Origin of the sequence: Cyanobium sp. Morenito 9A2 (assembly GCF_024345575.1) — a bacterium.
Taxonomy (GTDB): Bacteria; Cyanobacteriota; Cyanobacteriia; order PCC-6307; family Cyanobiaceae; genus ATX-6F1.
The window spans coordinates 409,277-428,658 of the sequence record NZ_JAGQBJ010000001.1; the positions used below are offsets into that span (position 1 = coordinate 409,277).

Consider the following 19,382-nt stretch of genomic DNA (forward strand, 5'->3'; position numbering starts at 1 on the left):
TGATCCGCCTACGGTCCAGCCTGGCGCCTCCCTGGCCCTGACGTCGACTCCTTTGCCCTTTTCCCGATGACCTTGATCAGAGCCCCCTATCTCGGTATCGAGCGTTTCGCCAATGACCGCTACAAGGAAGGCTGGATCACCGACTCCGACAACGACAAGAGCATCACGATCCGCGCTGTCTACCAGCAGGTGCTCGGCCACCAGTACCTGATGCAGAGCGAGCGCTTGGAGGGGGCCGAATCCCTCTTCCGCAACGGCTACTACAACGTTCGTGAACTGGTACGGGCCGTGGCCAAGAGTGGTCAGTACCGCAGCCGTTTCTTCGAGAATTGCAATCCCTATCGCTTCATCGAGCTCAACCACAAGCACCTGCTCGGCCGCGCTCCCCACAACCGCGACGAGATGCTCCACCACTTCACGATTCTGCAGGAGCAGGGGGTTGATGCCGAGATCGATTCCTACATCGACAGCCCCGAGTACCAGGAGCGCTTCGGTCTCGATGTGGTGCCCTACATCCACGGTTGGGATTATTCCGCCGGTCTGGAGGGCCGTCAGTTCTCCTGGCTGATGCAGTTGGCCCGTGGTGCCGCCGCTTCCGTGAAGGGGGATGCCGCCGGTACACGTTTCCGCCTCGGAGGTGCTCTGCATCAGAACCGGGCCATGCCGGTGGTGAGCCCCAGCGCCAGCGAAGGGCCCTTCCGTTCGGTGGTCAGCTCCGGCCTGGCGGCGGGCGACATCAACGTGGGCGGCGCCCATGCGCTCCGGAGTCCCGCCCAGGCCCACAGGGTGCATGGCCTCCAGGGCGCTTCCGGGCGCACCGTCACCCTGCACGTGAGCGGCATTGCCAGCCTGAGGGACGAGCGCAGTGCCGATGTGGTCTGGCGGGTGCCGTTGGCGCGTTTCAATCAGGCGATCCAACGGGCGAACCGGCTCGGCGGTCGCATCACCCAGGTGAGCGTGGCCTGAGCTCCAGTGGTTGGGGGGCTTGGCCCCCCGGCCCGTGAATCGCGGTGGACCCTGGCCCGGGGCGTGCTTCCCGGCCAGGGTTCGTCCATGATCGGGCGGTGCCCGGTGCCTCACCAGGGTCCTGGAGGCTGAGCTTTGAACCCAACCCTCTCCGAACGACTGCGCCGCCGCAAGCGCCAACGCCGGGGCCGGTTCGGCGTGGAGAGTCCCTATCGGGTGCCGGGCGATCTGCCCACCGCCCTGGCGGCCATGCGGGGACAGCCTGCCGATCTGCCCCCTTCATGGGCGCCCCTGGCGCGCGGAGCGGTTGAGGTGGAGGAACGGCGTGGGGAGGACGGCGTTGGCCCCTCCGGCCCTGAGAGCGAAGGGCTTGAAGGTCGCGCAAGCGCTCCGGGGACTGGATCCGTAGAAGTGGCGCTATCGCTTCCAGGGGGCCAGGGAGTGGCGGCGGTCCCAGCGCTGGTGCTTGAGGCCAGCGCCAAGCGCCAGACCATCCTTGCGCTTGTGGTGTGGATGCTGGTGGTGGTTGTCGATGGTGCCCTGGCCTTGCAGGAGTTGGTGAGCCCGTTGCTTGATCGCTGGGATCGACGTGTGGAGGCCCCAGGGAGAAGGACAAGGCGCCGGGTGCTCCCCGGTGGGGCTGTTGGACCCGTGCCATGCGAACTGCTGCACTGAACGGGCGGGCGCCGGCCTGGGATCCGCGTGCTCGGTGTTTGCACCAGCACAGAAAGCATGAATTCGTCAACCGGTGCGCAATCAACCGTTACGATTGCTCCAGCCGCTGCGTTCGTCGACTCACCCCCTGACTCCATCGGCGGTCTTCGTCGCCAGGCGCCCCGGCGTCGTTGGTGCCTGAGGCCCAGGCCGATCGCCCCCCGTGTTCGATCCCATGACCCTCACATCAGGCTCCTTTGTCCAGCTGACCAACAAGCCCGACGGCACCTACCAGGTGGTCAGCCTTGACGACGCCTCGGATTCCTGCTGGGTGCGCCGTTGGCCCCTGGCCCGCAACGGTTCACCCCCTTTCTCCGTTCCTCTCCAGCACGTCATCCCGTCGGTGGCGGCGTTGCGCTGAAGCAGCGGCTGCATGCGGGCCCGATCCATCCTGCAATCAAGCCGGTAACGCTCTCCAGCGCCCCTGGGGCGGTGGGGAGGGAGCTGTTTCCCCACGCGCGACGTGCGATGGCGGTTCCCTTCTGGCGCCCTGGGAGGGTGGCTGCATGGGATCGCGACAGTTCTCTGCCGTGCTGGTTCACCTTCGGCCTCGTCATGAACGCCATGGGCCAAGCCCGGCCGGATCGGGCCCTTCAAGAGCGATGGATTGGCAGCAGGGGTCCCCAGCCGTTGCCAACAGAGTGCCTTCCCGGAACGGCCCATCGAGCGGCAGGGCAGCAGATGGCCTTGGTAGACAGAGACGTTGCGTTCATTGCGGTGGCCTCGACGGACCTGGTGACCAAGCCTGTGCGGTAATTGTTCCTTTGGCGTGAGCATGGTTCATCGGTCCGCCGCTGCCCGGTGCCTCCAGGGGCGCCGTGATCGGACCTCTGGAGGCGGTTCAGGCCCGGCCGGCATCTAACAGCCGCTCGATCTGATCAAGGGCTCCGTCGAGGGGATCGATGGCCGCCGTCAGGGCCGCGTCGCTGGCCTCCTCGGAGTTCCACTCGCGCTCGATCTGGCGCCGCAGCAGCTGCAGCCCCCCGTCGATGGCCTCCAGGCGGGTGGCCAGGGCCAGCAGCCGGGCCTCGCGCTCGTCCATCCCCTGGTGGGCGGCGCTGAGGTTGCGGCTGAGTTGATCCACGAGGCGCCGGCGTTCCTGGCGCAGGGGCCCGTCAGCGTCCCGCGTCAGGGCCTGTTGCTCGCTGCGCAGGCGCACGGAGAGGTCAACTGTGGAGAGCAGCACGCCGCCACCCGACTGGAGCAGCGGGCGGCGGCTCTCCAACCGCTGGGGCAGGGCCGCGAGCCGCTCGCAGCAGAGTTGCACGCGGCCCAGGCCCTCGAGCTGAACCGTCGCGGTGAAGCGCTCGATCGCCTGCAGCCGGAGGGTCTCCGCCTGGGCCGCCAGCTCGCTGGCCCGCAGCAGCGCCGCGTCGATGCCGGCCTCCACCCGGCGATCGTGCAGCCGCTGGTCCTGGCTGGGGCGGCGGCGCAGGGATCGGCCCAGGGCGGCCAGCAGCAGGGCGGCCCCCAGGCCGAGTAGTAACCCCGGCACCAGCGCGAGCAGGCCGAGCCTGACCACGGCCACCAGCAGCAGGCCGGCGGTGGCGACCGCCAGGGGTTCATCAAGGGGATTAACCCAGGCCGGGAGTCGTGCCATCAGAAGGCCAACTGCAGATCTTCCATCCGCTTGCGGATGCTTTCGGGCGTGCCGGTGGCAAATTCACCGCCGTTGCCCAGGGCGATGCGCTTGAGCACCTCGCCATCGAAATCGCCCTGGTTGCCATAGCCGATCGTGAACACGGCGATGCGCTCATCGGCGCCAAACCCGCTGCGCTTGAGGCTGCCGATCAGGCCGTCGAGAGGAAGGCTTGAGCCGTTGTCCTGACCGTCGGTGAGCACCACCACCGCCAGGATCTCGCCCGGTTTTCGGCTATTCAGCAGCCAGTCGCGTCCCTGGTTCACGGCGTCGTAGAGGCGGGTTCCCCCCTCGGCCTGCAGGGAGCTCACGAACCGGCTGGCCGCCGCCCCGCCTGCGCCGGTGGCCGCGCCTCCGCGCACCACCACGGGCGGGCGCAGGGCGGCATCGAAATCAAACAGCCCGACCGTGTCCCGGGGGCCGATCTGGCCCAGGTAGGCCTGCAGGCTGCGCTGGGCGGCCGCCAGCTTTTCTCCCTTCATCGAGCCGGAGCTGTCCACCACCAGGGCCACCCGCGACGGCTTCTTGGCCAGATCGCGCCACACCTGGATGATCGCCTCGACCACCTCCGGTTTCGGGGCCCGCAGGGAGTCGTAGACGGCGCCGGGATCGGCGCCCAGGGCGGGGGTGACGCGGCTGGCGGGCACGGCCGGATTGGCGGGCCTGAGGCCCTCGGCGGCCGCCAGCTGCTGGATCGCCGGCTGCTGGAGCCGTTCAATCAGCAGCAGGGCCGCCTGCTTTTCCTTCGCCGACACCCAGGGGGCATTGGGCAGGATCACGCGCATCGTGCTGGCGTAGGTGGCGCGGGGGTAGACGGCCTTCATCGCCTCCTGGTCGGGGCCGCGGCGGCTGTTCACCCCCACCACCGAGGACTCGTACACCGCCCCCACCGAGGCCCAGAACACCCCGTTGCGCTGCATCGCCCGGGCGAGTTCATCGGTGGAGCTGCCGTAGCGGGTGACGTGACGCTCGATCGCCGCCAGCTGGTCGGCATGGGCACGCACATCGGCAACCGTGAGCTGCTCGGGCCGCTTGCCGGCCACCTCCGCCACCATCGCCACCACCGTCTGCAGGCCGGAGTTGGAGCGGGTGGGGGCGGTGTGCACGAAGCGGATCGGCTGGAACGGGCCACTGGGATCAAGCTGGTGGTGGTCGCCGCTGCGGGCCAGGGCTCCGTAGGGATCCTTGCGGTTCAGGCCCTTCGCCAGCTCCGGCGTGGTCATCAGCACCATGGGGCTGGAGGCCAGGGCGGGGGCGTCGGCGGGCAGGGGGATCAGCTCCCGGGTCGGGGCCAGCCGTTGCAGCCGGTGACGCAGCAGCTCCAGGTAGATCTCCCCGTCCACCGAGAGCAGGGTGGGAATCCGCGGATCCTCCGCTGCGCCGCCGCCCTGGAGCACGCCCCGAGCCTGGTCTTCAATCTGCTGCACCACATCGCCGCTGCCTGCGGAACGACAGCGCAGGAGCACGGGGGTGCGGTCCGGGAGCTGGGGTGGGTCCTTGGCGATCGCCGCCGCCGCGCTCTGGCAGAAGCCCTTGAGGGCACTGCCCACGAGCATCTCCAACTCCAGGGGGGGAGGAGACCAGAAGGAGCAACCCGCCAGGCTCAGCAGCAGGGAGGCGCAGAGGGCCTGCGGCAGGGGCCGGGCCATGGAGGTTGCCCATCGACAGGCCCATTGTGGGGCGATTCGCGCTCCAGCGGTCAGACTGGGCCCACCTTGTGACCGTGGCTGTGCAGGCGACCCTCCGGCGCAGGCGCATGATCTCGCTGTCGATCGCCGCCGTGGCCGTGGTACTGGCGGCCGCACCCCTGCCGGGACTGCGGCGCCCCCTGCTGGTGGCGATCGGCTCCGAGCTCGCTCCGGCCATGGAGGCGCTGGAGCCCGCCTTCGAGCGCCAGCACCCGGACATCGACCTGCAATGGGAGGTGCAGGGCTCCCAGGAGATGGTGAACCGCTGGCTCGATGGCGGGGCGGAGCGGGCCAGGGTGCTGATCCCCGCCAGCCGCGATCACCTCACGGCGTTGGCCGAGGCGGCGCAGGCCCGAGGGGAAGCCAGCCCGTTTGCAGAGGTTCCTCAAACCGTGGCCCGCACCCTGCTGGTGGCCGTGGTCTGGCCCCAGCGCGCCCAGCGCCTGTTCCCCGCTGGCCGCTTCAGCTGGAGCCGCCTGCGCCAGGCGGCCGCCGCCGGCCAGTGGAGGGCCCTCGGCGCACCGGAGGCCTGGGGCAGTTTCGACCTGCGCGCCACGGACCCACTGCGCTCCAATTCCGGCCAACTGACCCTGGCGCTCTGGTGCCAGGGCGAAGCCAGGCCCGGTTGCGTCGAGAGCCTGCGGCGGGCCCTCTACCGGCCCGCCCGCTCCACCGACATCCTGCTGAAGGAGTTCATCAGCGGCGGACCCAACGAGGGGGATCTGGCGATGGTCTACGAAGCCTCAGCCCTGGCCCGGCAGCCGGAGGCGGCCCGAGCGCGCCCCGGTGGCTACCAAATTCTGGTGCCCGATCCCACCGTGGAAACGGTGCTCGCGGCGGCGGTGCTGCGCGGAGTCGGGCAGGGGCGCGAGGGCGACGGGGAGCGGTTTGTGGGCTACCTGGGTGGAGCCGACGGCCAGGCCTTGCTGGCCTCCCATGGCTTCCGCCGGGCGAATGGCAGGGGCGTCAGCCCCCGGGGGGACGGGGTGCGGCGGCTGTCCCCACCGACGCCGGCCCAGCGCGATGAGCTGCTGCGGCAGTGGCAGCAGGCCAGCTGAGGCCAGGGTCGATCAGCGCACCAGCAGCAGCAGCCGGTTGCCCTCGGGATCCTGCAGCCAGGCCTCGGCGCCGAAGGATTCCCGGCGCGGCGGCTCCTGAGCGCGGGCGCCATGGGCGAGCGCGACCTCGATCCAGGCCGCCAGCACCGCCAGGGGGTCGTTGGACCCCCCAGCGCTCTGGAGGCAGAGGGCGAGGCGGCCCGCTTGCCGCGGCACGGGTCGTGTGCGCGAGGGGGCGTAGACCTCCAGCCAGCCGCCGCTCGGCCAGGGCAGGCGCCAGTGGCCAGACCCCCAGCCCGGTTGCGCCTCCACTTGCAGCAGGGCGCCATAGAAACCCGCCAGGGCGGCGGGATCATCGGCGGCCAGCACCAGGGAGGCGTCCGGGGCTCCTGGATTCATCAAGGCGGGGCGGGCCCCCCAGGATGGCGGCCAACCCTCGGGTGGGTCCGATCGACCCGGGGTCCGATCGACGTCGGGGTCGAGCAGAGTGGCCCTGCCCCACTGCCGCGCCTTGGACCGCCCCCTGCTTCTGCGCGCCGAGGGGCTCAAACGCCAGCTCGGCGATCGCCTGCTCTGGGGCGGCCTCGATCTGGAACTGGCCGCTGGGGAACGGCTGGGGCTGGTGGCGCCTTCGGGGGCGGGAAAAACCCTGCTGCTGCGCGCCCTGGCCCTGCTCGATCCCCTGCAGGCGGGTTCGATCCGTCTGCAGGGCCGGCCACCGTCGGCCTGGGGTCTGCCCTGCTGGCGCTCGATGGTGTCCTATCTCGCCCAGCGGCCCGTCGCCCAGGGGGGCACGGTGGAGACGAACCTGCGCGCCCCCTGGGCCTTCCGGGAGCTGCGGGGGCGGGGGGGCTGGAGCCGGGGGCGGATCACGGTCTGGTTGGAGGCCCTGGGGCGCGATCCTTCCTTTTTGACCTACGACGCCGAGCGGCTCTCCGGCGGTGAGCTGCAGCTCCTGGCGCTGCTGCGGGCCCTGCAGTTCGATCCCACCGTGCTGCTGCTGGATGAACCCACCGCCTCCCTCGATGGATCGACGACGACGGCGCTGGAGGCGTTGCTGATCGCATGGCTCGGCGGGGGGGGCCGTGCTGCGGTCTTCACCAGCCACGACAGCGGGCAGATCGAGCGCTTCGCGAGCCGCAGCCTGGAGCTCGTGCCATGACCCCCGCCCCTGCCGGCGCTCTGGCGATCAGCGATGGCCAGTTGGCGCTCTCCGCCCTGCTGATCCTGGTGAACGTGGGCCTCTCGGTCGTGCTGCGGCTGGGCCTGGGGCGCAGCCTGGTGGTGGCTTCCCTGCGCATGGTGGTGCAACTGCTGCTGGTGGGTTCCGTGCTCGAGTGGCTGTTCCGCCAGGACGATGCACTCCTGATTGTGCTCGTGGCGGTCGCCATGGCCCTGATCGCGGCGGTGTCGGCGGTCCAGCGCACCCGGCGCCGCTTTGCAGGCATCTACCTCAACAGCCTCCTGACGGTGCTGGCCTCGGCGGCCCTGGTGACGGGCCTGGCGGTGGTCGGGCTGATCAGGCCCCAGCCCTGGTACGACCCCCAGTACCTGATCCCCCTGCTGGGAATGGTGCTGGGCAACACGCTCAACGGCCTCACCCTGGGGCTCGATCGCTTCATGGAGGGCTTGCGCAGCGGACGCGATCGGGTGGAGACGGCCCTGGCCCTGGGGGGGACCCGCTGGGAGGCCTGTCAGGAGGTGGTGCGCGACGCCATCCGCGTGGCGATGATCCCGACGATCAATTCGATGATGGTGATGGGGCTGGTGAGCCTGCCGGGGATGATGACTGGCCAGATCCTTCAGGGGGCGGCACCGGAAGCCGCCGTTCGTTACCAGATCGTGATTCTGTTCATGATCGCTTCGGCGACGGCGCTGGGGGTGTTCGGTGTCGTGGGCCTGGCCTATGGGCGTCTCACCAGTGCCGACCACCAGCTGCGGCTCGATCGCCTGGTCACCGTGGGCGAGCGGGGCATTGGAGGTGCCGGTGGCTCCTTCCGGCGTTGGTGGGGTGCCGGACGTGGGGGAACTTCAACGCTGGGCTGAGGGGGCGGATCTGGCGCCTCCTGACCATCGCAGCAGCTGGAGCTTCCCTCCGCCGCCGCGGATTCCGGTTGATGGGCGACGACGGGGTGTCGTGGGAGCGGCAGTCAGCGACCGGTGCGCCAGGCTGAGGGACGCGTTGGAGAGCCTTCCGTGCTGGCGGCCCTGCTGATCCTGGTGGTGATGGGGGCGGTCGTGGCGGCGCTCAACCCCGGCAGGGTTGAATTCCAGTGGTTTCTTGCCCTCCGGCGACCGCGTTGGCTGACCTTCGAGCGTTGGATTCCCCTGATCTGGATCGGCATCTACGCCTGCTTCTATGCCTCGGCCTTGCTGAGCTGGAACGCCAGTGGCAGCTGGCCCCTGATGGCGGGCTTCCTGCTCTTGGTCCTGCTGGTGCAGAGCTACACCCTGGTGATCGTGCGCACCCGCCGCCTCCGCAACGGAACGCTGCTGGGTGCGGCTGGCTGGGGGTGGGGCGTGGCGCTCAGCCTTGCTGTGGCCCCGGTCAGCCGTGGGGGCCTGGTCCTGCTGATTCCCTATCTGCTCTGGAGCCCGATCGGCACCTTCGTGACCTGGCGCATGCAACGACTCAATCGATGAGCTGAGCCACGCCGTCGAAGTCTTCGAGGTCACCCCACGGCGTCCGCCGCAGCGGTGGAGGCCCCCAGGGGCTTGGCGGCGCGGGGGGCATCCTGGTCGCCGCTCTTCTTGCCGAGTGCCCAGAAGGTCTTTGTCCCGTCGGGCGGATGGATGGCGTCCTGGAGCCAGGCCGCGTCCAGGTCCACCGGAGCCAGGCCGGGGGGCTTGGCCCCCAGTCCCGGCAGGGTGCCAGGGGCGGCAGGGCCCATGGCAGTGCCCAGCGCCGGGTTGGCGCAGGAGAAGGGATGGTCCGCTCGAAAGCGGGCTGGGCAGCAGCGCTCGGTGGGCGGCTTGCTGGAAGGCGACGGATGCTCGGTGTGATGGGCTGAGCGATCACCCCAAGGAGTCTCCCGGTTCCCCTGGGGCGCCCGGTGGTGGTGCAGCAGGCTGCCGGCTGGCTGGGCTGGGCCGGGACCATGGAGCGGCAGCCGCAGGCATGGGCGCCGCTGCTGGTGCTCTGCAGCGGCAGGGGCCTCGCTGCGGTTCTTCCCTGCGGCCTGAGGGCCCAGGGCCTCAAGAACGACCTCCGTCGTCGGCTCTCTCGGAGTGGTTGAGCCAGCGTTAGCCGCAGCGCCCCGGGTTAGGGCGATGGGCCGCCGGTCGTGGGGAGGGATGCTCAGGCGCGGGCCTCAGGGCCAGCCCCCAGATCACGTCGATTCGATCCAGGCACTCCCACACCCTTGTGCTGTGGGGAACGAGCGGTTCGATTCCCCCCCCCCCATGGCCTGGCGCGGCAAGCGCGCCAGGTGGTCCTTCCCGGAGCTGCCCTCTGCAGCCCGCCGGGAGTCGAGCTGTCCGTGGCCTTCGTCACGATCAGCAGTTCCATCTGCGCGGCGGACTCCACGATCTCTTCCTCTGGCATGGCTCCCCCAGGCTCCGCCGGAGGGGTAGCGGGACGGGACAGGGGCGTTGCCGCTGCCATGGCGCCTTCCTGTCGAAGACCCAGCCCTTCAAGCGACGCTTGGCCGCGAGCACGGAGTGTCCATCGGATTCGAGGAGATTCGGAGGCAGGCCTGATGGTCGACTTGGGTGAGGGTGGGCTGCGTGTCACGGACCGCTGCGCTGCCACCGCCTGCCGCTTGATGGTCCAGCAGCGTCCGGGCGGAGACACAGGTGCCTTGGATGGTGCGTTCGCCAGGGCTGATGTCCGCTCGGACGACGATGGGCTTGATCGTCCAGGCCCCGTCGCTTGATGGAGAGGGCTGCAGTGGCGGGCCCGGGCCCCCTGACCCCGCTCCGACCGGCAGGTCTGCGCCGACTCCAGCTGGGGTGGGTGGTTTGACTGCTGCCCGCTCGTCTCGGGAGCGGACCCTTGCAGATGCTGCAACCCAGCAGGGGGGCGGGCGGGATTGGGAGCAGCAGGCCATCGGAGCGGCACGCCTTTCCCGTCGCCGGGCTTGGCCCCCATCGAGGGGCCGGGCCGGGCGACGCCGTGACGGAGGCACCCCTGGTTCCCCTTGGCTTGGCCCTGTCGGGCCTTGCCGTTGGGGGTGGGGGCTCCACACGCCGATGCGCTGCGGGCGGATCACAGCGGCGCCGAAGCGGGTGCCGTCGCTCCGTTCAATCGGTTGAAGGCCGACGCCGGGAGGCATCAGGTGCTGGAGGGCCCGCCACCTCGTCGAGTTGCCCTGGCGGATCCGCTCCAGGCCTCCACCTCCAGGGCCCTCGCCGCTCGGGTCCTCTGCCTTCGGGCTGCGCGGATCGAGGCCGCAGCGAAAGGGGCGCTCGTGCAGCAGAGCTTTCCTCACTGGGGGCCTGGCCATCCGAACGTTGCGGCCGTCTTGCCGCGATCGGCCCTTGCTGGAGCCCCCTGCTGAGTCGTGGGGCCACCAGAATCCATGGGGCAGCCGCTGCCGTCATGGAGGCTGAGATGGCGGGCCGCCATGGGTGGCGTTCAGCCGAGGTCTGGCAGGCGATGGCCTCGGTCCATGCCCCGAGGCGAGTCCATGGCCGCCCAGAATCCCGCGGCTCGATGAAGCGCACGGCCTCCGCCGTTGATCTGCGGCGGGGAGGGCTTGGAGCCGATTTCCATCACGGGTGGCGCGACCGTTCATGACGGCCGTTCGCGTGCGCCAGTGAAGCCGCCCGAACCGGTTGATCGAACCTGATGGTCGACCCCCTGAGGGCCGCTGGCGCGATCCGCCCCTGCCCCCGCAGCCGGCCCGTGCCAGGAAGCCGGCCCTGGGCGCCCAGATCGAACCCGCGTCGCTTGATGGATTGCCATGGCGGTTTTCTGCCGGCTCCCCGCGCCAGCGGGGGATGGCGACGGTGCATGGACGGTTCGAGCTCCCCAGACGGCAACGGCAGCGGGAGCAGGCTGAGCTGTTCCGCTCCGGGGTGTTCCTGCCGCCCCTACGGATCCCGCCGGGAGCGCCGTGGGGTCCACCGGCTGGCCTGACCCACGGCGCGGCTTCGGGCCCGACAGACTTTCTGAGGTTCCGTTACAAAAGGTCATGACGGTTGGCGAGCTGTTTCTGGAATCTCTCTCCAGTGGGGTGATCACCTCCTCTGAGCTGGGCTGGATCGTCCGCCAGCAGAACCGTTTCTCCCGGCTGGAGGAGGCGACCGCCCTGCGCCTGGGGCGTCTGCTCGACCAAGGGGCGATCCGGCTGGGCTGCCGCCTGCCGGCCGCGACACTCCACCACGATCAGGTGCGCGAGTCCTGGATCGAGCCCCTGGGCCGACGACGTCATCACCGCGCTCGGCCCCTGCAGGCTTGAGCGACCCCCCGCCCCGCCCCACCTGAACGCTCCGCTCCCGTTTCAGGCGCTGATCGGCTCCACCGTTGCCATCAGCTGGCGGGCCAGGGCCTCACTGCTGCGCAGGGCGCCTTCAAGGCGGCCGAATCCCGGGCCGGCGAAGCCATCGCCGCAGAAGCCGATCCGGCTCTGGGGGCACAGCATCAGTTCGGCGAACAAGCCGGGGGGCTGGGCCAGGGCGGCTCCCCAGCGCATCAGCTGGCACGGGCTCCCCCCACGTTCGCTGGGGCTGATCCAACGCTCCATCACCTCCTGAAGGGCGGCACTGAGCACCCTGATCATCGCCTCCTCCTGAGCGTCCGTGGGATCGCTGGTGCGCCGTCCGGCGACCGTCGAACCTGAGCCGAAGACGTCAAGATGCTTGGAGGCGAACGCCGCCGTGGCGTGGGCCACCACGGCGCAGCGGCCGTCGTCGAAAGGCTGGATCGACAACCGTTCCAGATCCCAGCGCTGCTGAGCCCCCGGATCGAAACTGAGCCAGCGGAAGGGCAGATCACGCCAGCTCTGGCCATGGTCCGCCTGGATCGGCAGCAGTAGCGTGCAGCGGGGTTCGTGATGCAGGGCGGCGATGGCCGCCAGGGTCCGATCGAGCTGGGGATCCCCCAGCCGCCGCGCCACTGGCTGCAACGGCGGCTCATCCCAGCCCAGGAGTCGCCGGCTGCGCGGATGGGCGAGCAGGGTGCCGCTCAGCACCAGCCAGTCGGCCTCGCCGAGCCGCTGCTGGGCGCCATCAAGCCAGTGCCAGCGCCCCGTGGCGGTCACCACCAGGTGGCGCACGAGGGTGCCGAACTGCCGCTCAACCCTTGCGCCCGCCAGGTGCAGCAGCCCCTGGCAGAGCTGATCCATCCCCCCCCGGCCACGAAAGAGCTGCCCGTCGCTGAAGCGATCGCCCGGGTGGGGCTGGAGCTGGCCGTCGCGATCGAGCTGGGCGATGGTGCCGGGCCACGGCTCGATCCAGCCGCCCTCCAGCAACGGCGCCAGCAGCTCCGGCGCTGGCTGGGAACTGATGTTGAACAGGGGAGCGCCGTGGTCGAAGCGCAACCCGGGACCACGGCGGGAGCGGCGGGTGCTGGCCCGGCCACCGGGACTGCGGCCGGTCTCCCACACACTCAGTTCCCCCGTCCAGCCCAGGCGCCGCAACTGGGCCAGCAGGGCGCAGCCGGAGACCCCGGCGCCGATCACCGCGAGCGCATTGGCGGGCGATCCAGCCATCGATCAGGCCTTGAGAAAGTAGATCACCGCCACCAGCACGCCGATCACCACCACCATGGCGCGCAGGGTGGCGGGGTTCACGCGGCCGGCGAGCTTGCCCCCAAGGGCGCCACCGGCGAGGGCACCGGCCGCCATCACCAGTGCCGCCCCCCAGGCCACCTGGCCAGAGAACAGAAAGAACAGGGCAGCGGTGACGTTGGTGACCAGTGAAATCGCCTGCTTGAGGCCGTTCAGCCGCGTGAGGGTGTCATCGAGGCTGAGGGCGAGCACCGCCAGCACAATCACGCTCAGGCCGCCGCCGAAGAACCCCCCGTAGACCGCCGCCGCGAACACCGGCGCCACCGCCCAGCGCTCCGAGGGCCGTTGGCCCCGGCGCTCGGCCCGGCGCACCACCCAGTGACGCAGGGGCTCCTGCAGCGCCAGCAGCGCCGAGGCGAACAGGATCAACCAAGGCACCAAAGCGGTGAACAGTTTCTCGCCGGTCTGCAGCAGCAGCAGGCCGCCCGCCAGTCCGCCCAGGGCCGCCGCCGGCAGCAGGTGCAGGAAGCGCTGGCGCTGGCCGCTCAGGTCGCGGCGCTGGGCGAGGGTGGCTCCCAGGTAACCGGGCGAGAGGGCCACGGTGTTGGTGACGTTGGCCGCCACCGCCGGGAGGCCAACGCCCGTGAGCGCCGGGAAGCTGATCAAGGAACCACCCCCGGCCAGGGCATTGAGCAGCCCGGCGGCGACCCCCGCCAGGGCGATCCAGAGATAGGAAAGGCCGCTGAGCATCGGATGGGCCGTTGGCGCTGGCCGCGACGCCAGGGGTGGAGGCACAGACCCAAGGAGAATCCCACCCGATCGGGCGAGGGGCAAGGCGTGCCTCGATAGGCCTACGGTGATCGCCGCCGTTCCGCCCGGGGCGCCGCCATGGCGTTGATCAACACCGCCGTCGGTCTGCTGGCGATCAGTTCGCCCATCGGTGTGCTGCCGGTGGTGGCCAAGGCCGCCGGCAACGATCCGAGCCGGGTGCGGCGCATCAGCCGCCTGGCGGTGCTCACTTTCCTGCTCACGTTGCTGGCTGCCTGCTGGTGGGGCCAGGCCCTGCTGGATCTGTTCGCGATCACCCTGGATTCCTTTCGGGTGGCCGGCGGCCTGATCCTGTTGCCGATCGGCCTGCGCCTGATCGACGGCAAGGAGGTGAGCAACTCCGAACTCGACCTCGATGAGGGCCTGCTGGGGGTGGTGCCGATTGGATTGCCCTTGCTGGCGGGGCCTGGGGCGATCTCGTTGGTGGTGTCAGAGGCGCCGGCCCAGTGGCAGGGGCGCCTGGCCCTGAGCGCGGTCATCGCCGTGCTGGCGCTGGGGATCTATCTGGTGCTGCTGGTGTCGATGCCCCTACGGCGGGCCCTGGGGGAACTGCAGGAGAAGGTGATCAGCCGGCTGATGGGGTTGCTGCTCAGTGCCATCGCCGTGCAGATGTTGGTGGGTGGTCTGAAGGGATCGTTTCCGGTGCTGGGGTGAGGGTTTCCGCTGGCCAGACCCAAGGCCTCAGGCGATCAGAAGCGCCCCAATCAGCAGCACCACCAACGCCGGCAACGCCTGCAACTGCAGAGGGTTCAAGGGCAACCCCAGCGGCAGGCCGCTGGGGAGCACGCTCAACAACAACGCCCCCAACACCAGCCCCAGGCTCAGCAGGGCAAAACTCCAGCCCACCGCGGCCAGGAAACGGCCGTTGCGCCGCTGAAGGTTGATCACGCCCACGCCCGTGGCCAGGGCCAGCAGCAGCTCGGGCGAGGCGCTCGGAGCCAGCACCAGCAAGGCGAGCAGCAGGCCATCGGCGGCGAGGGGGAACCAGCGCTCACGACCCTCGGCCAGTTCAACCTGGGGCAAGGTGAAACGGGGAGGCGAGAAGCGTCCGGCGGGCAGTCGGGGGAGGGAGGGCAGGGCGGGCAACGCCGGCCGGCTGGGAGCCGTGGCCGTGGGGCGGGCGGCTTCCCGTTGGGAGGCATTGAGGGCGGCACTGCTGACCTTGCCCTGCTGGCGCTCCTTGAGGCGGTCCATCAGCACGGCGTCGTAGGCGCCCTCGATCAAGGCGCGTGCCTGGGGGTCGTTGCCCAGGGCGTCGAGGCGCGCCTGTTTGGCGTTCTGAACCTCGTCGAAGCTGGCCTCGGGGGTGATCCCGAGGCGCTGATACGGCCCCGGGGCACCGGCTTCATGGGAGGGCTGATCAGAGGCCTGGTTCATGGGTCCCGGCGCGGGACGCGCTGCGTTGGCCTGAGCGTATCGAGGCTGGGCTCAAAACAGGGGTTCACTGAAGCGATAGCCGCCTTCCTGTTGCAAGTGGCGGCTCTGGGCTTCGGCTTCAGCCCGTTGGACCCACTGACGACGTTTGAGCAGGGGCATCTGGGGCGGCAGGTGGCTGCCTTCGCGCACCTCCACCGTTTCCAGGGTGGGGAGGAAGCGAACGTAATCGCAGCCGCCATCGCGACTGGGGCGAACCAACCAAACGGGCTCGGCCATGACTGTGACCTTTCGTTGCAAAGAGTCTGGCTGATTGAGGCTCCAGCCGCGAGGGCCCCGCAGACCGGCTGCAGCGCCGGCCGGTGTCCGCCAGGGATGAACCGGCCTGGGGTGTGGGATCCGGAGCGGCGGACATCGGACCTAAAGCGCAATCGGCTCCACGCCGCTCACCACCGGCGCCACCGCCGAAAGCTCGAGCCCGGGATGGTCCTCAGCCAGCTGATTGAGGTTCCAGTCGTTCTTGAACAGCAGCACCGGCCGGTCCCAGGCGTCGCGCACGGTCTTGCAGTTGAAGATCCGTCCCACCGCCTCCAGGGCCGGCCAGCCCCCCACCACCCAGCGGGCGACGGCGAACCCCAGGGGCTCCAGGCGTGTGGGCACCCCGTATTCGTTCTCCAGGCGGTACTGCACCACCTCCAGCTGCAGCTGGCCAACGGCCGCCAGGATCGGGTCGCGCTTGCTGGCGTCGGTGTCATAGAGCACCTGCACGGCCCCCTCTTCCCGCAGCTCATTCACCCCTTTGCGGAAGCTCTTGAAGGCCGAGGGGTTGGGGTTGCGCAGCCAGGAGAAGATCTCCGGGCTGAAGCAGGGAATCCCTTCATATTCCACCTTCTGCCCCACATACAGCGTGTCGCCGATGGCGAACATGCCGGGGTTGTTGAGGCCGATCACATCGCCGGGATAGGCGTCTTCCACCACTTCGCGATCGGCCCCGAAGAGCTTCTGGGGCCGTGAGAGCCGGATCGTCTTGCCCGTGCGGGCGTGGCGCACGTTCATGTCTTTTTCGAATTTGCCACTGCACACGCGCACGAAGGCAATGCGGTCGCGGTGCCGTGGGTCCATGTTGGCCTGGAGCTTGAACACGAAACCGCTGAAGTCTTCGCGCAACGGGTCGACGGGGCCATCGTGGCCCTTGCGGGCCACCGGGCGCTGGGCCAGATCCAGGAAGGCATCGAGGAACGGTCGCACCCCGAAGTTGGTCATCGCCGAGCCGAAGAACACCGGGCTCAGTTCCCCGGCGTGCACCTGATCCAGATCCAGCCCGGCGCCGGCACCGTCGAGCAGTTCCAGTTCCTCGATCGCGGCGGCCAGCAGCTCCGGCTCCACCAGATCCCCCAGGGCGGGGTCATCGGCCGCCAGACGCCTTTCGGCTGCCTGGCGGCCCCGTTCGGCCCGCTCGAACAGGATCACGTCGCCGCTGCGGCGGTCGATCACGCCCCGGAAGCGGTCGCCGCTGCCGATCGGCCAGTTCACCGGCCAGCAGCTGAGCCCCAGCTCGCTTTCGATCTCATCGATCAGCTCCAGGGGATCGCGCCCGGGCCGGTCCATCTTGTTGATGAAGGTGAAGATCGGCACCCGTCGCAGGCGGCAGACCTCGAAGAGCTTGCGGGTCTGGGGTTCGAGACCCTTGGCGGCGTCTTCCAGCATCACCGCGTTGTCGGCGGCGGCCAGGGTGCGGTAGGTGTCCTCGGAGAAGTCCTGGTGGCCGGGGGTGTCGAGCAGGTTGACGGTGCTGCCGGCGTAGTCGAACTGCAGCACCGTGGAGGTGATCGAGATGCCGCGCTGCTTCTCGAGCTCCATCCAGTCGGAGGTGACCTTGCGCTGCTCGCCCTTGGCCTTCACCGCGCCCGCCTGCTGGATCGCGCCCCCGTAGAGCAGCAGTTTTTCGGTGAGCGTGGTCTTCCCCGCATCCGGGTGGGAAATGATCGCGAAATTGCGCCGCCGGGCGACGGCCTCCGCCAGGGAGGGCCCGCTGCCTGGGGCGGCCGGTGGGGCGGTGCGGGAGCTGCTGGTCATGGCCCCAGCCTGCCAGCCCCCCGTGGCGCCGCCTCCAGGCGCGACAACCCGAGGGCGACGACGAGGCCCACAGTGCCCCCCGCCACCACCAGAGTCAGCCGTTCCAGCCCGACGGTGCCCCAGTCGCCGCCGCCGGCCGCCGCCGTCAGCACGATCCCGCAGCAGCGGCAGGCAAAGGCCAGCCGGTAGCTGTGGAAGGCCACCAGGGTCAGCACCGTGAGCGCCGTGGCGAGCGCGTGCACGGTGGGATTGACGGGGATCCAGCGCACCAGCAGCACCGCCACCCCCAGTCCGAGCAGCGCCCCGATGGCGCGGTCGAGGCCCTTTTGCTGGCTGGAGGTCAGTTCACCGGTGGCCACGCTGGCCGAGGACCAGATCAGCCAGGGTCCGAAGGCCGGCGGCAGCAGGCGCACCGCCGTGGCCGTGAACAGCACCGCCAGGGCCCGGATCAAGGCCTGGCGTGTCAGCTGTTGGCGCTCCGTCTCGCTGAGCGGCCACTGCTGCCAGCCCCAGTGCCAGTCCCGAGGGCCCAGCAGCAGGGTCGCCCCCAGCACCGAGGCCACCGCCAGCGGCACCCCCAGGATCAGCAGTTGTGCCAGGCCCTGCAGGGAGGTGCCCTCCGCGTGCAGTTCGTAGGCCAGGTACAGGGCGGGGATCAGGGTGAACGTTCCCACCGAGCTCCAGCGGGTGCCGAGCCTGGCGATCCAGACGCTCAGAAAGGCGTAGAGGCCGCAAAGGGCCACGAAGGCGAGCGCCGAGCCCTCCGCGACGAACAGCGCCGCGATCGCCAGTGCCACCAGCACCCCCTGGGCGGCCAGCAGCAGCAGCGAGCGCTGGCAACGGGTGAAGCCGATCAGCAGCGCCGCCGTCAGCAGGCTGAGCGCCAGCAGCCTCCCGTCGTGGAGGCGCTCAGCGAGCAGCACTCCGGGCGCCAGGGCCAGGGCCCCCCGCAGCAGCGGACGCACGGCAACCAGCCCGTTCATGCCCCCTGGCGTTTCAACCGGCCGCTGATCTCCAGGTAGCGGTCGTCGCGGTCGCGCACGGACAGCCCCCGGAGTCCGGCGCGCGCGAGCTGGTCTTCCACCTCCTGACGGCTGAAGGCGGCGTGCAGGGAGTTGGCGTAGTCGCGGCGCAGCACGGCCGGGGCGCCGGCCGCATGGCGCGCCACCAGCGCCTGCAGCGCCGCTTCGCCGCTGGGCCGACGCAGGTCATGGATGTGAACAGCGGCTCCCTCGGCCGCCAGCAGCCCCACGGCCTGCCAGAGCACCTGGGGCTCGTGGAGATGGTGCAGCAGGCTGTTGCTGACCACGGCGCTGAAAGGCACCGGCCAGGCGGCGGGATCCCCCAGCGGCAGCAGGGCCTGCTGAAACCGCAGCCTGGGCCAGCGCTGCGGCTCGGCGGCCAGTCGGTCGGTGGCGAAGCCCAGCATCGCCGCGGAGCCATCGAGGCCGAGCACGGCGGCGCTCGAGAAGCGCTCGGCCAGGCGGAAGCTGATGTTGCCGGGGCCGCAGCCCAAATCGACGATTCGCTCCCCCAGCCCCAGGCCGTCGCCCCCTGGAACTGGTCCGAAACGGGTGGCGATCCGCTCCACCAGCGCCTGGTCGCTGGCGCTGAAATCGGCCGCGGCATAGGCCTGGGCCTGGAGCGGATCGTCCATCAACTCCGGTTCGGGCAGACGCTCCATCGGGTCAGCTCGCGGCGCACAGGGCCAGCATGGTGCTGCCGTCAGGGTTTGGCTGCCCAGGCCATTCCCTGGCCCGTGCCAGCCGCCCGGGCCAGGGGGCCTAGGCCAGGGCCGCCAGGCCAGCGGCGCTGGTCACCGTGGCGATGCGGCTGAGCAAGGTGATCGAGTGGCCATGCTCGGCGGCGCTGGCCGCCGCACAGGCGTCCTCCACAACCACCACCTGCAGATCGCGGTCGTGGGCGTCCCGAGCCGCCGCCTGGATCGCCCAGGCTGTGCTCACCCCCGCCAGGACAAGTCGCCCGATGCCCTGGGCCCGCAGGTCCGCCGCCAGCCGGGTGCCGAAGAAGGGGCTGATCCGCGGTTTGACCAACACCGGATCGTCGGGCTGAATCTGCAGGTCGCCATGGAAGTCGGTGCCCCACTGACCCAGTCGCAGCGCCCCGGCGCGGGCCGCGGGGCCGAAGACCGGCGAGGCCGCGGGCAGGTCGGTGTAGCCCGCCGCAAAGCCCACCTTCACCAGAACCACAGCCCAGCCCCGACCCCGGGCGATGGCCAGGGCCCGGTTGGCACCGGCGATTCCCCCCCGGGCGACCAGCTGGGCGGCGCAGCTGGGGGCGCGTCCCTCGGGGTGGGAGAGGTCGTTGATCAGATCGATCAACAGCAGGGCTGTGGACACTGGTGGCG

22 protein-coding genes are annotated in these 19,382 nt (G+C 70.3%); 10 read left to right on the forward strand and 12 right to left on the reverse strand.

The genetic code is table 11. The features are described from left to right. The first annotated feature begins 66 nt into the window (after window positions 1-66). From KBY88_RS02170 to KBY88_RS02180, 3 genes are all read left to right on the forward strand, one after another. On the forward strand, window positions 67-966 hold the full coding sequence (locus tag KBY88_RS02170) for a phycobilisome rod-core linker polypeptide (protein ID WP_254938241.1): 900 nt from the start codon (window positions 67-69) through the stop codon (window positions 964-966). Window positions 967-1,101: 135 nt separating this feature from the next. Continuing rightward, window positions 1,102-1,641, forward strand: a complete 540-nt coding sequence (locus KBY88_RS02175) for a hypothetical protein (RefSeq protein ID WP_254938242.1) — start codon at window positions 1,102-1,104, stop codon at window positions 1,639-1,641. Between the two features lie 214 nt (window positions 1,642-1,855). After that, on the forward strand, window positions 1,856-2,041 hold the full coding sequence (locus tag KBY88_RS02180) for a DUF8657 domain-containing function (protein ID WP_254938243.1): 186 nt from the start codon (window positions 1,856-1,858) through the stop codon (window positions 2,039-2,041). A gap of 480 nt (window positions 2,042-2,521) precedes the next feature. Here the strand turns inward: KBY88_RS02180 and KBY88_RS02185 are convergent, their stop codons facing one another. After that, window positions 2,522-3,280: a hypothetical protein gene (locus KBY88_RS02185; protein ID WP_254938244.1), complete on the reverse strand. Its 759-nt coding sequence runs from the start codon at window positions 3,278-3,280 to the stop codon at window positions 2,522-2,524. Then, a complete protein-coding gene (locus tag KBY88_RS02190) occupies window positions 3,280-4,968 on the reverse strand; it encodes a VWA domain-containing protein (RefSeq protein ID WP_254938245.1) in 1,689 nt (562 codons plus the stop codon). The genes KBY88_RS02185 and KBY88_RS02190 overlap by 1 nt, the downstream gene beginning before the upstream one ends. A 74-nt stretch (window positions 4,969-5,042) precedes the next feature. Here KBY88_RS02190 and KBY88_RS02195 point away from each other — a divergent pair, with 74 nt between their 5' ends. Further along, window positions 5,043-6,065 (forward strand): substrate-binding domain-containing protein, encoded by a 1,023-nt coding sequence (locus KBY88_RS02195; RefSeq protein ID WP_254938246.1) that lies wholly within the window; start codon window positions 5,043-5,045, stop codon window positions 6,063-6,065. Between the two features lie 12 nt (window positions 6,066-6,077). On the opposite strand, the gene KBY88_RS02200 is transcribed toward KBY88_RS02195, so the two are convergent. Further along, entirely contained in the window at window positions 6,078-6,464 is a 387-nt protein-coding gene (locus tag KBY88_RS02200) for a VOC family protein (RefSeq protein WP_254938247.1), read from the reverse strand. A gap of 112 nt (window positions 6,465-6,576) precedes the next feature. Here KBY88_RS02200 and KBY88_RS02205 point away from each other — a divergent pair, with 112 nt between their 5' ends. The 3 genes from KBY88_RS02205 to KBY88_RS02215 all read left to right on the forward strand — a co-directional run bounded on the left by KBY88_RS02205 (window position 6,577) and on the right by KBY88_RS02215 (window position 8,708). Beyond that, complete coding sequence (locus KBY88_RS02205; protein WP_254938248.1) at window positions 6,577-7,227, forward strand: ABC transporter ATP-binding protein; 651 nt, start codon at window positions 6,577-6,579, stop codon at window positions 7,225-7,227. Then, complete coding sequence (locus tag KBY88_RS02210; RefSeq protein ID WP_254938249.1) at window positions 7,224-8,111, forward strand: ABC transporter permease; 888 nt, start codon at window positions 7,224-7,226, stop codon at window positions 8,109-8,111. The genes KBY88_RS02205 and KBY88_RS02210 overlap by 4 nt, the downstream gene beginning before the upstream one ends. 114 nt (window positions 8,112-8,225) lie before the next feature. Further along, a complete protein-coding gene (locus KBY88_RS02215) occupies window positions 8,226-8,708 on the forward strand; it encodes a TspO/MBR family protein (protein ID WP_254938250.1) in 483 nt (160 codons plus the stop codon). Between the two features lie 29 nt (window positions 8,709-8,737). On the opposite strand, the gene KBY88_RS02220 is transcribed toward KBY88_RS02215, so the two are convergent. Then, window positions 8,738-8,956 (reverse strand): hypothetical protein, encoded by a 219-nt coding sequence (locus KBY88_RS02220; RefSeq protein WP_254938251.1) that lies wholly within the window; start codon window positions 8,954-8,956, stop codon window positions 8,738-8,740. Between the two features lie 207 nt (window positions 8,957-9,163). Between KBY88_RS02220 and KBY88_RS02225 the strand changes: the two genes are divergently transcribed. Continuing rightward, on the forward strand, window positions 9,164-9,301 hold the full coding sequence (locus KBY88_RS02225; RefSeq protein ID WP_254938252.1) for a hypothetical protein: 138 nt from the start codon (window positions 9,164-9,166) through the stop codon (window positions 9,299-9,301). A 1,899-nt stretch (window positions 9,302-11,200) separates the two neighbouring features. After that, window positions 11,201-11,467 (forward strand): PM-15 family protein, encoded by a 267-nt coding sequence (locus KBY88_RS02230; RefSeq protein WP_254938253.1) that lies wholly within the window; start codon window positions 11,201-11,203, stop codon window positions 11,465-11,467. Between the two features lie 42 nt (window positions 11,468-11,509). Here the strand turns inward: KBY88_RS02230 and KBY88_RS02235 are convergent, their stop codons facing one another. Together KBY88_RS02235 and KBY88_RS02240 are read right to left on the reverse strand one after the other, a co-directional pair. Beyond that, the gene (locus KBY88_RS02235) at window positions 11,510-12,718 is read right to left on the reverse strand and encodes an NAD(P)-binding protein (protein ID WP_254938254.1); all 1,209 of its coding nucleotides are present in this window, start codon (window positions 12,716-12,718) and stop codon (window positions 11,510-11,512) included. Window positions 12,719-12,721: 3 nt separating this feature from the next. Continuing rightward, window positions 12,722-13,486 carry a sulfite exporter TauE/SafE family protein gene (locus tag KBY88_RS02240; protein ID WP_254938255.1) on the reverse strand — a complete coding sequence of 255 codons (765 nt, stop codon included), beginning with the start codon at window positions 13,484-13,486 and terminating at the stop codon, window positions 12,722-12,724. A 138-nt stretch (window positions 13,487-13,624) separates the two neighbouring features. On the opposite strand from KBY88_RS02240, the gene KBY88_RS02245 reads away from it, so the two are divergent. Beyond that, window positions 13,625-14,218 (forward strand): MarC family protein, encoded by a 594-nt coding sequence (locus KBY88_RS02245; RefSeq protein ID WP_254938256.1) that lies wholly within the window; start codon window positions 13,625-13,627, stop codon window positions 14,216-14,218. A gap of 27 nt (window positions 14,219-14,245) precedes the next feature. Here the strand turns inward: KBY88_RS02245 and KBY88_RS02250 are convergent, their stop codons facing one another. From KBY88_RS02250 to KBY88_RS02275, 6 genes are all read right to left on the reverse strand, one after another. Further along, the gene (locus KBY88_RS02250) at window positions 14,246-14,941 is read right to left on the reverse strand and encodes a CPP1-like family protein (RefSeq protein ID WP_254938257.1); all 696 of its coding nucleotides are present in this window, start codon (window positions 14,939-14,941) and stop codon (window positions 14,246-14,248) included. Between the two features lie 51 nt (window positions 14,942-14,992). Beyond that, entirely contained in the window at window positions 14,993-15,217 is a 225-nt protein-coding gene (locus KBY88_RS02255) for a hypothetical protein (protein WP_254938258.1), read from the reverse strand. A 141-nt stretch (window positions 15,218-15,358) separates the two neighbouring features. After that, the gene (locus KBY88_RS02260; RefSeq protein WP_254938259.1) at window positions 15,359-17,014 is read right to left on the reverse strand and encodes a peptide chain release factor 3; all 1,656 of its coding nucleotides are present in this window, start codon (window positions 17,012-17,014) and stop codon (window positions 15,359-15,361) included. Continuing rightward, a complete protein-coding gene (locus KBY88_RS02265; protein WP_254938260.1) occupies window positions 17,011-17,997 on the reverse strand; it encodes an FUSC family protein in 987 nt (328 codons plus the stop codon). The genes KBY88_RS02260 and KBY88_RS02265 overlap by 4 nt, the downstream gene beginning before the upstream one ends. Next, entirely contained in the window at window positions 17,994-18,698 is a 705-nt protein-coding gene (locus KBY88_RS02270) for a class I SAM-dependent methyltransferase (RefSeq protein WP_254938261.1), read from the reverse strand. The genes KBY88_RS02265 and KBY88_RS02270 overlap by 4 nt, the downstream gene beginning before the upstream one ends. A gap of 100 nt (window positions 18,699-18,798) precedes the next feature. Further along, window positions 18,799-19,374 carry a cysteine hydrolase family protein gene (locus KBY88_RS02275; protein ID WP_254938262.1) on the reverse strand — a complete coding sequence of 192 codons (576 nt, stop codon included), beginning with the start codon at window positions 19,372-19,374 and terminating at the stop codon, window positions 18,799-18,801. Between the last annotated feature and the right edge of the window lie 8 nt (window positions 19,375-19,382).

Excerpts from the sequence above, each read along its gene's own strand:
- KBY88_RS02260 (WP_254938259.1), bottom strand. The coding sequence starts at position 17,014 with ATGACCAGCAGCTCCCGCACCGCCCCACCGGCCGCCCCAGGCAGCGGG.
- KBY88_RS02185 (WP_254938244.1), bottom strand. The coding sequence starts at position 3,280 with ATGGCACGACTCCCGGCCTGGGTTAATCCCCTTGATGAACCCCTGGCG.
- KBY88_RS02225 (WP_254938252.1), top strand. The coding sequence starts at position 9,164 with ATGGAGCGGCAGCCGCAGGCATGGGCGCCGCTGCTGGTGCTCTGCAGC.
- KBY88_RS02255 (WP_254938258.1), bottom strand. The coding sequence starts at position 15,217 with ATGGCCGAGCCCGTTTGGTTGGTTCGCCCCAGTCGCGATGGCGGCTGC.
- KBY88_RS02265 (WP_254938260.1), bottom strand. The coding sequence starts at position 17,997 with ATGAACGGGCTGGTTGCCGTGCGTCCGCTGCTGCGGGGGGCCCTGGCC.
- KBY88_RS02220 (WP_254938251.1), bottom strand. The coding sequence starts at position 8,956 with ATGGGCCCTGCCGCCCCTGGCACCCTGCCGGGACTGGGGGCCAAGCCC.
- KBY88_RS02210 (WP_254938249.1), top strand. The coding sequence starts at position 7,224 with ATGACCCCCGCCCCTGCCGGCGCTCTGGCGATCAGCGATGGCCAGTTG.
- KBY88_RS02270 (WP_254938261.1), bottom strand. The coding sequence starts at position 18,698 with ATGGAGCGTCTGCCCGAACCGGAGTTGATGGACGATCCGCTCCAGGCC.
- KBY88_RS02180 (WP_254938243.1), top strand. The coding sequence starts at position 1,856 with ATGACCCTCACATCAGGCTCCTTTGTCCAGCTGACCAACAAGCCCGAC.
- KBY88_RS02230 (WP_254938253.1), top strand. The coding sequence starts at position 11,201 with ATGACGGTTGGCGAGCTGTTTCTGGAATCTCTCTCCAGTGGGGTGATC.
- KBY88_RS02245 (WP_254938256.1), top strand. The coding sequence starts at position 13,625 with ATGGCGTTGATCAACACCGCCGTCGGTCTGCTGGCGATCAGTTCGCCC.
- KBY88_RS02200 (WP_254938247.1), bottom strand. The coding sequence starts at position 6,464 with ATGAATCCAGGAGCCCCGGACGCCTCCCTGGTGCTGGCCGCCGATGAT.
- KBY88_RS02190 (WP_254938245.1), bottom strand. The coding sequence starts at position 4,968 with ATGGCCCGGCCCCTGCCGCAGGCCCTCTGCGCCTCCCTGCTGCTGAGC.
- KBY88_RS02240 (WP_254938255.1), bottom strand. The coding sequence starts at position 13,486 with ATGCTCAGCGGCCTTTCCTATCTCTGGATCGCCCTGGCGGGGGTCGCC.
- KBY88_RS02170 (WP_254938241.1), top strand. The coding sequence starts at position 67 with ATGACCTTGATCAGAGCCCCCTATCTCGGTATCGAGCGTTTCGCCAAT.
- KBY88_RS02250 (WP_254938257.1), bottom strand. The coding sequence starts at position 14,941 with ATGAACCAGGCCTCTGATCAGCCCTCCCATGAAGCCGGTGCCCCGGGG.
- KBY88_RS02235 (WP_254938254.1), bottom strand. The coding sequence starts at position 12,718 with ATGGCTGGATCGCCCGCCAATGCGCTCGCGGTGATCGGCGCCGGGGTC.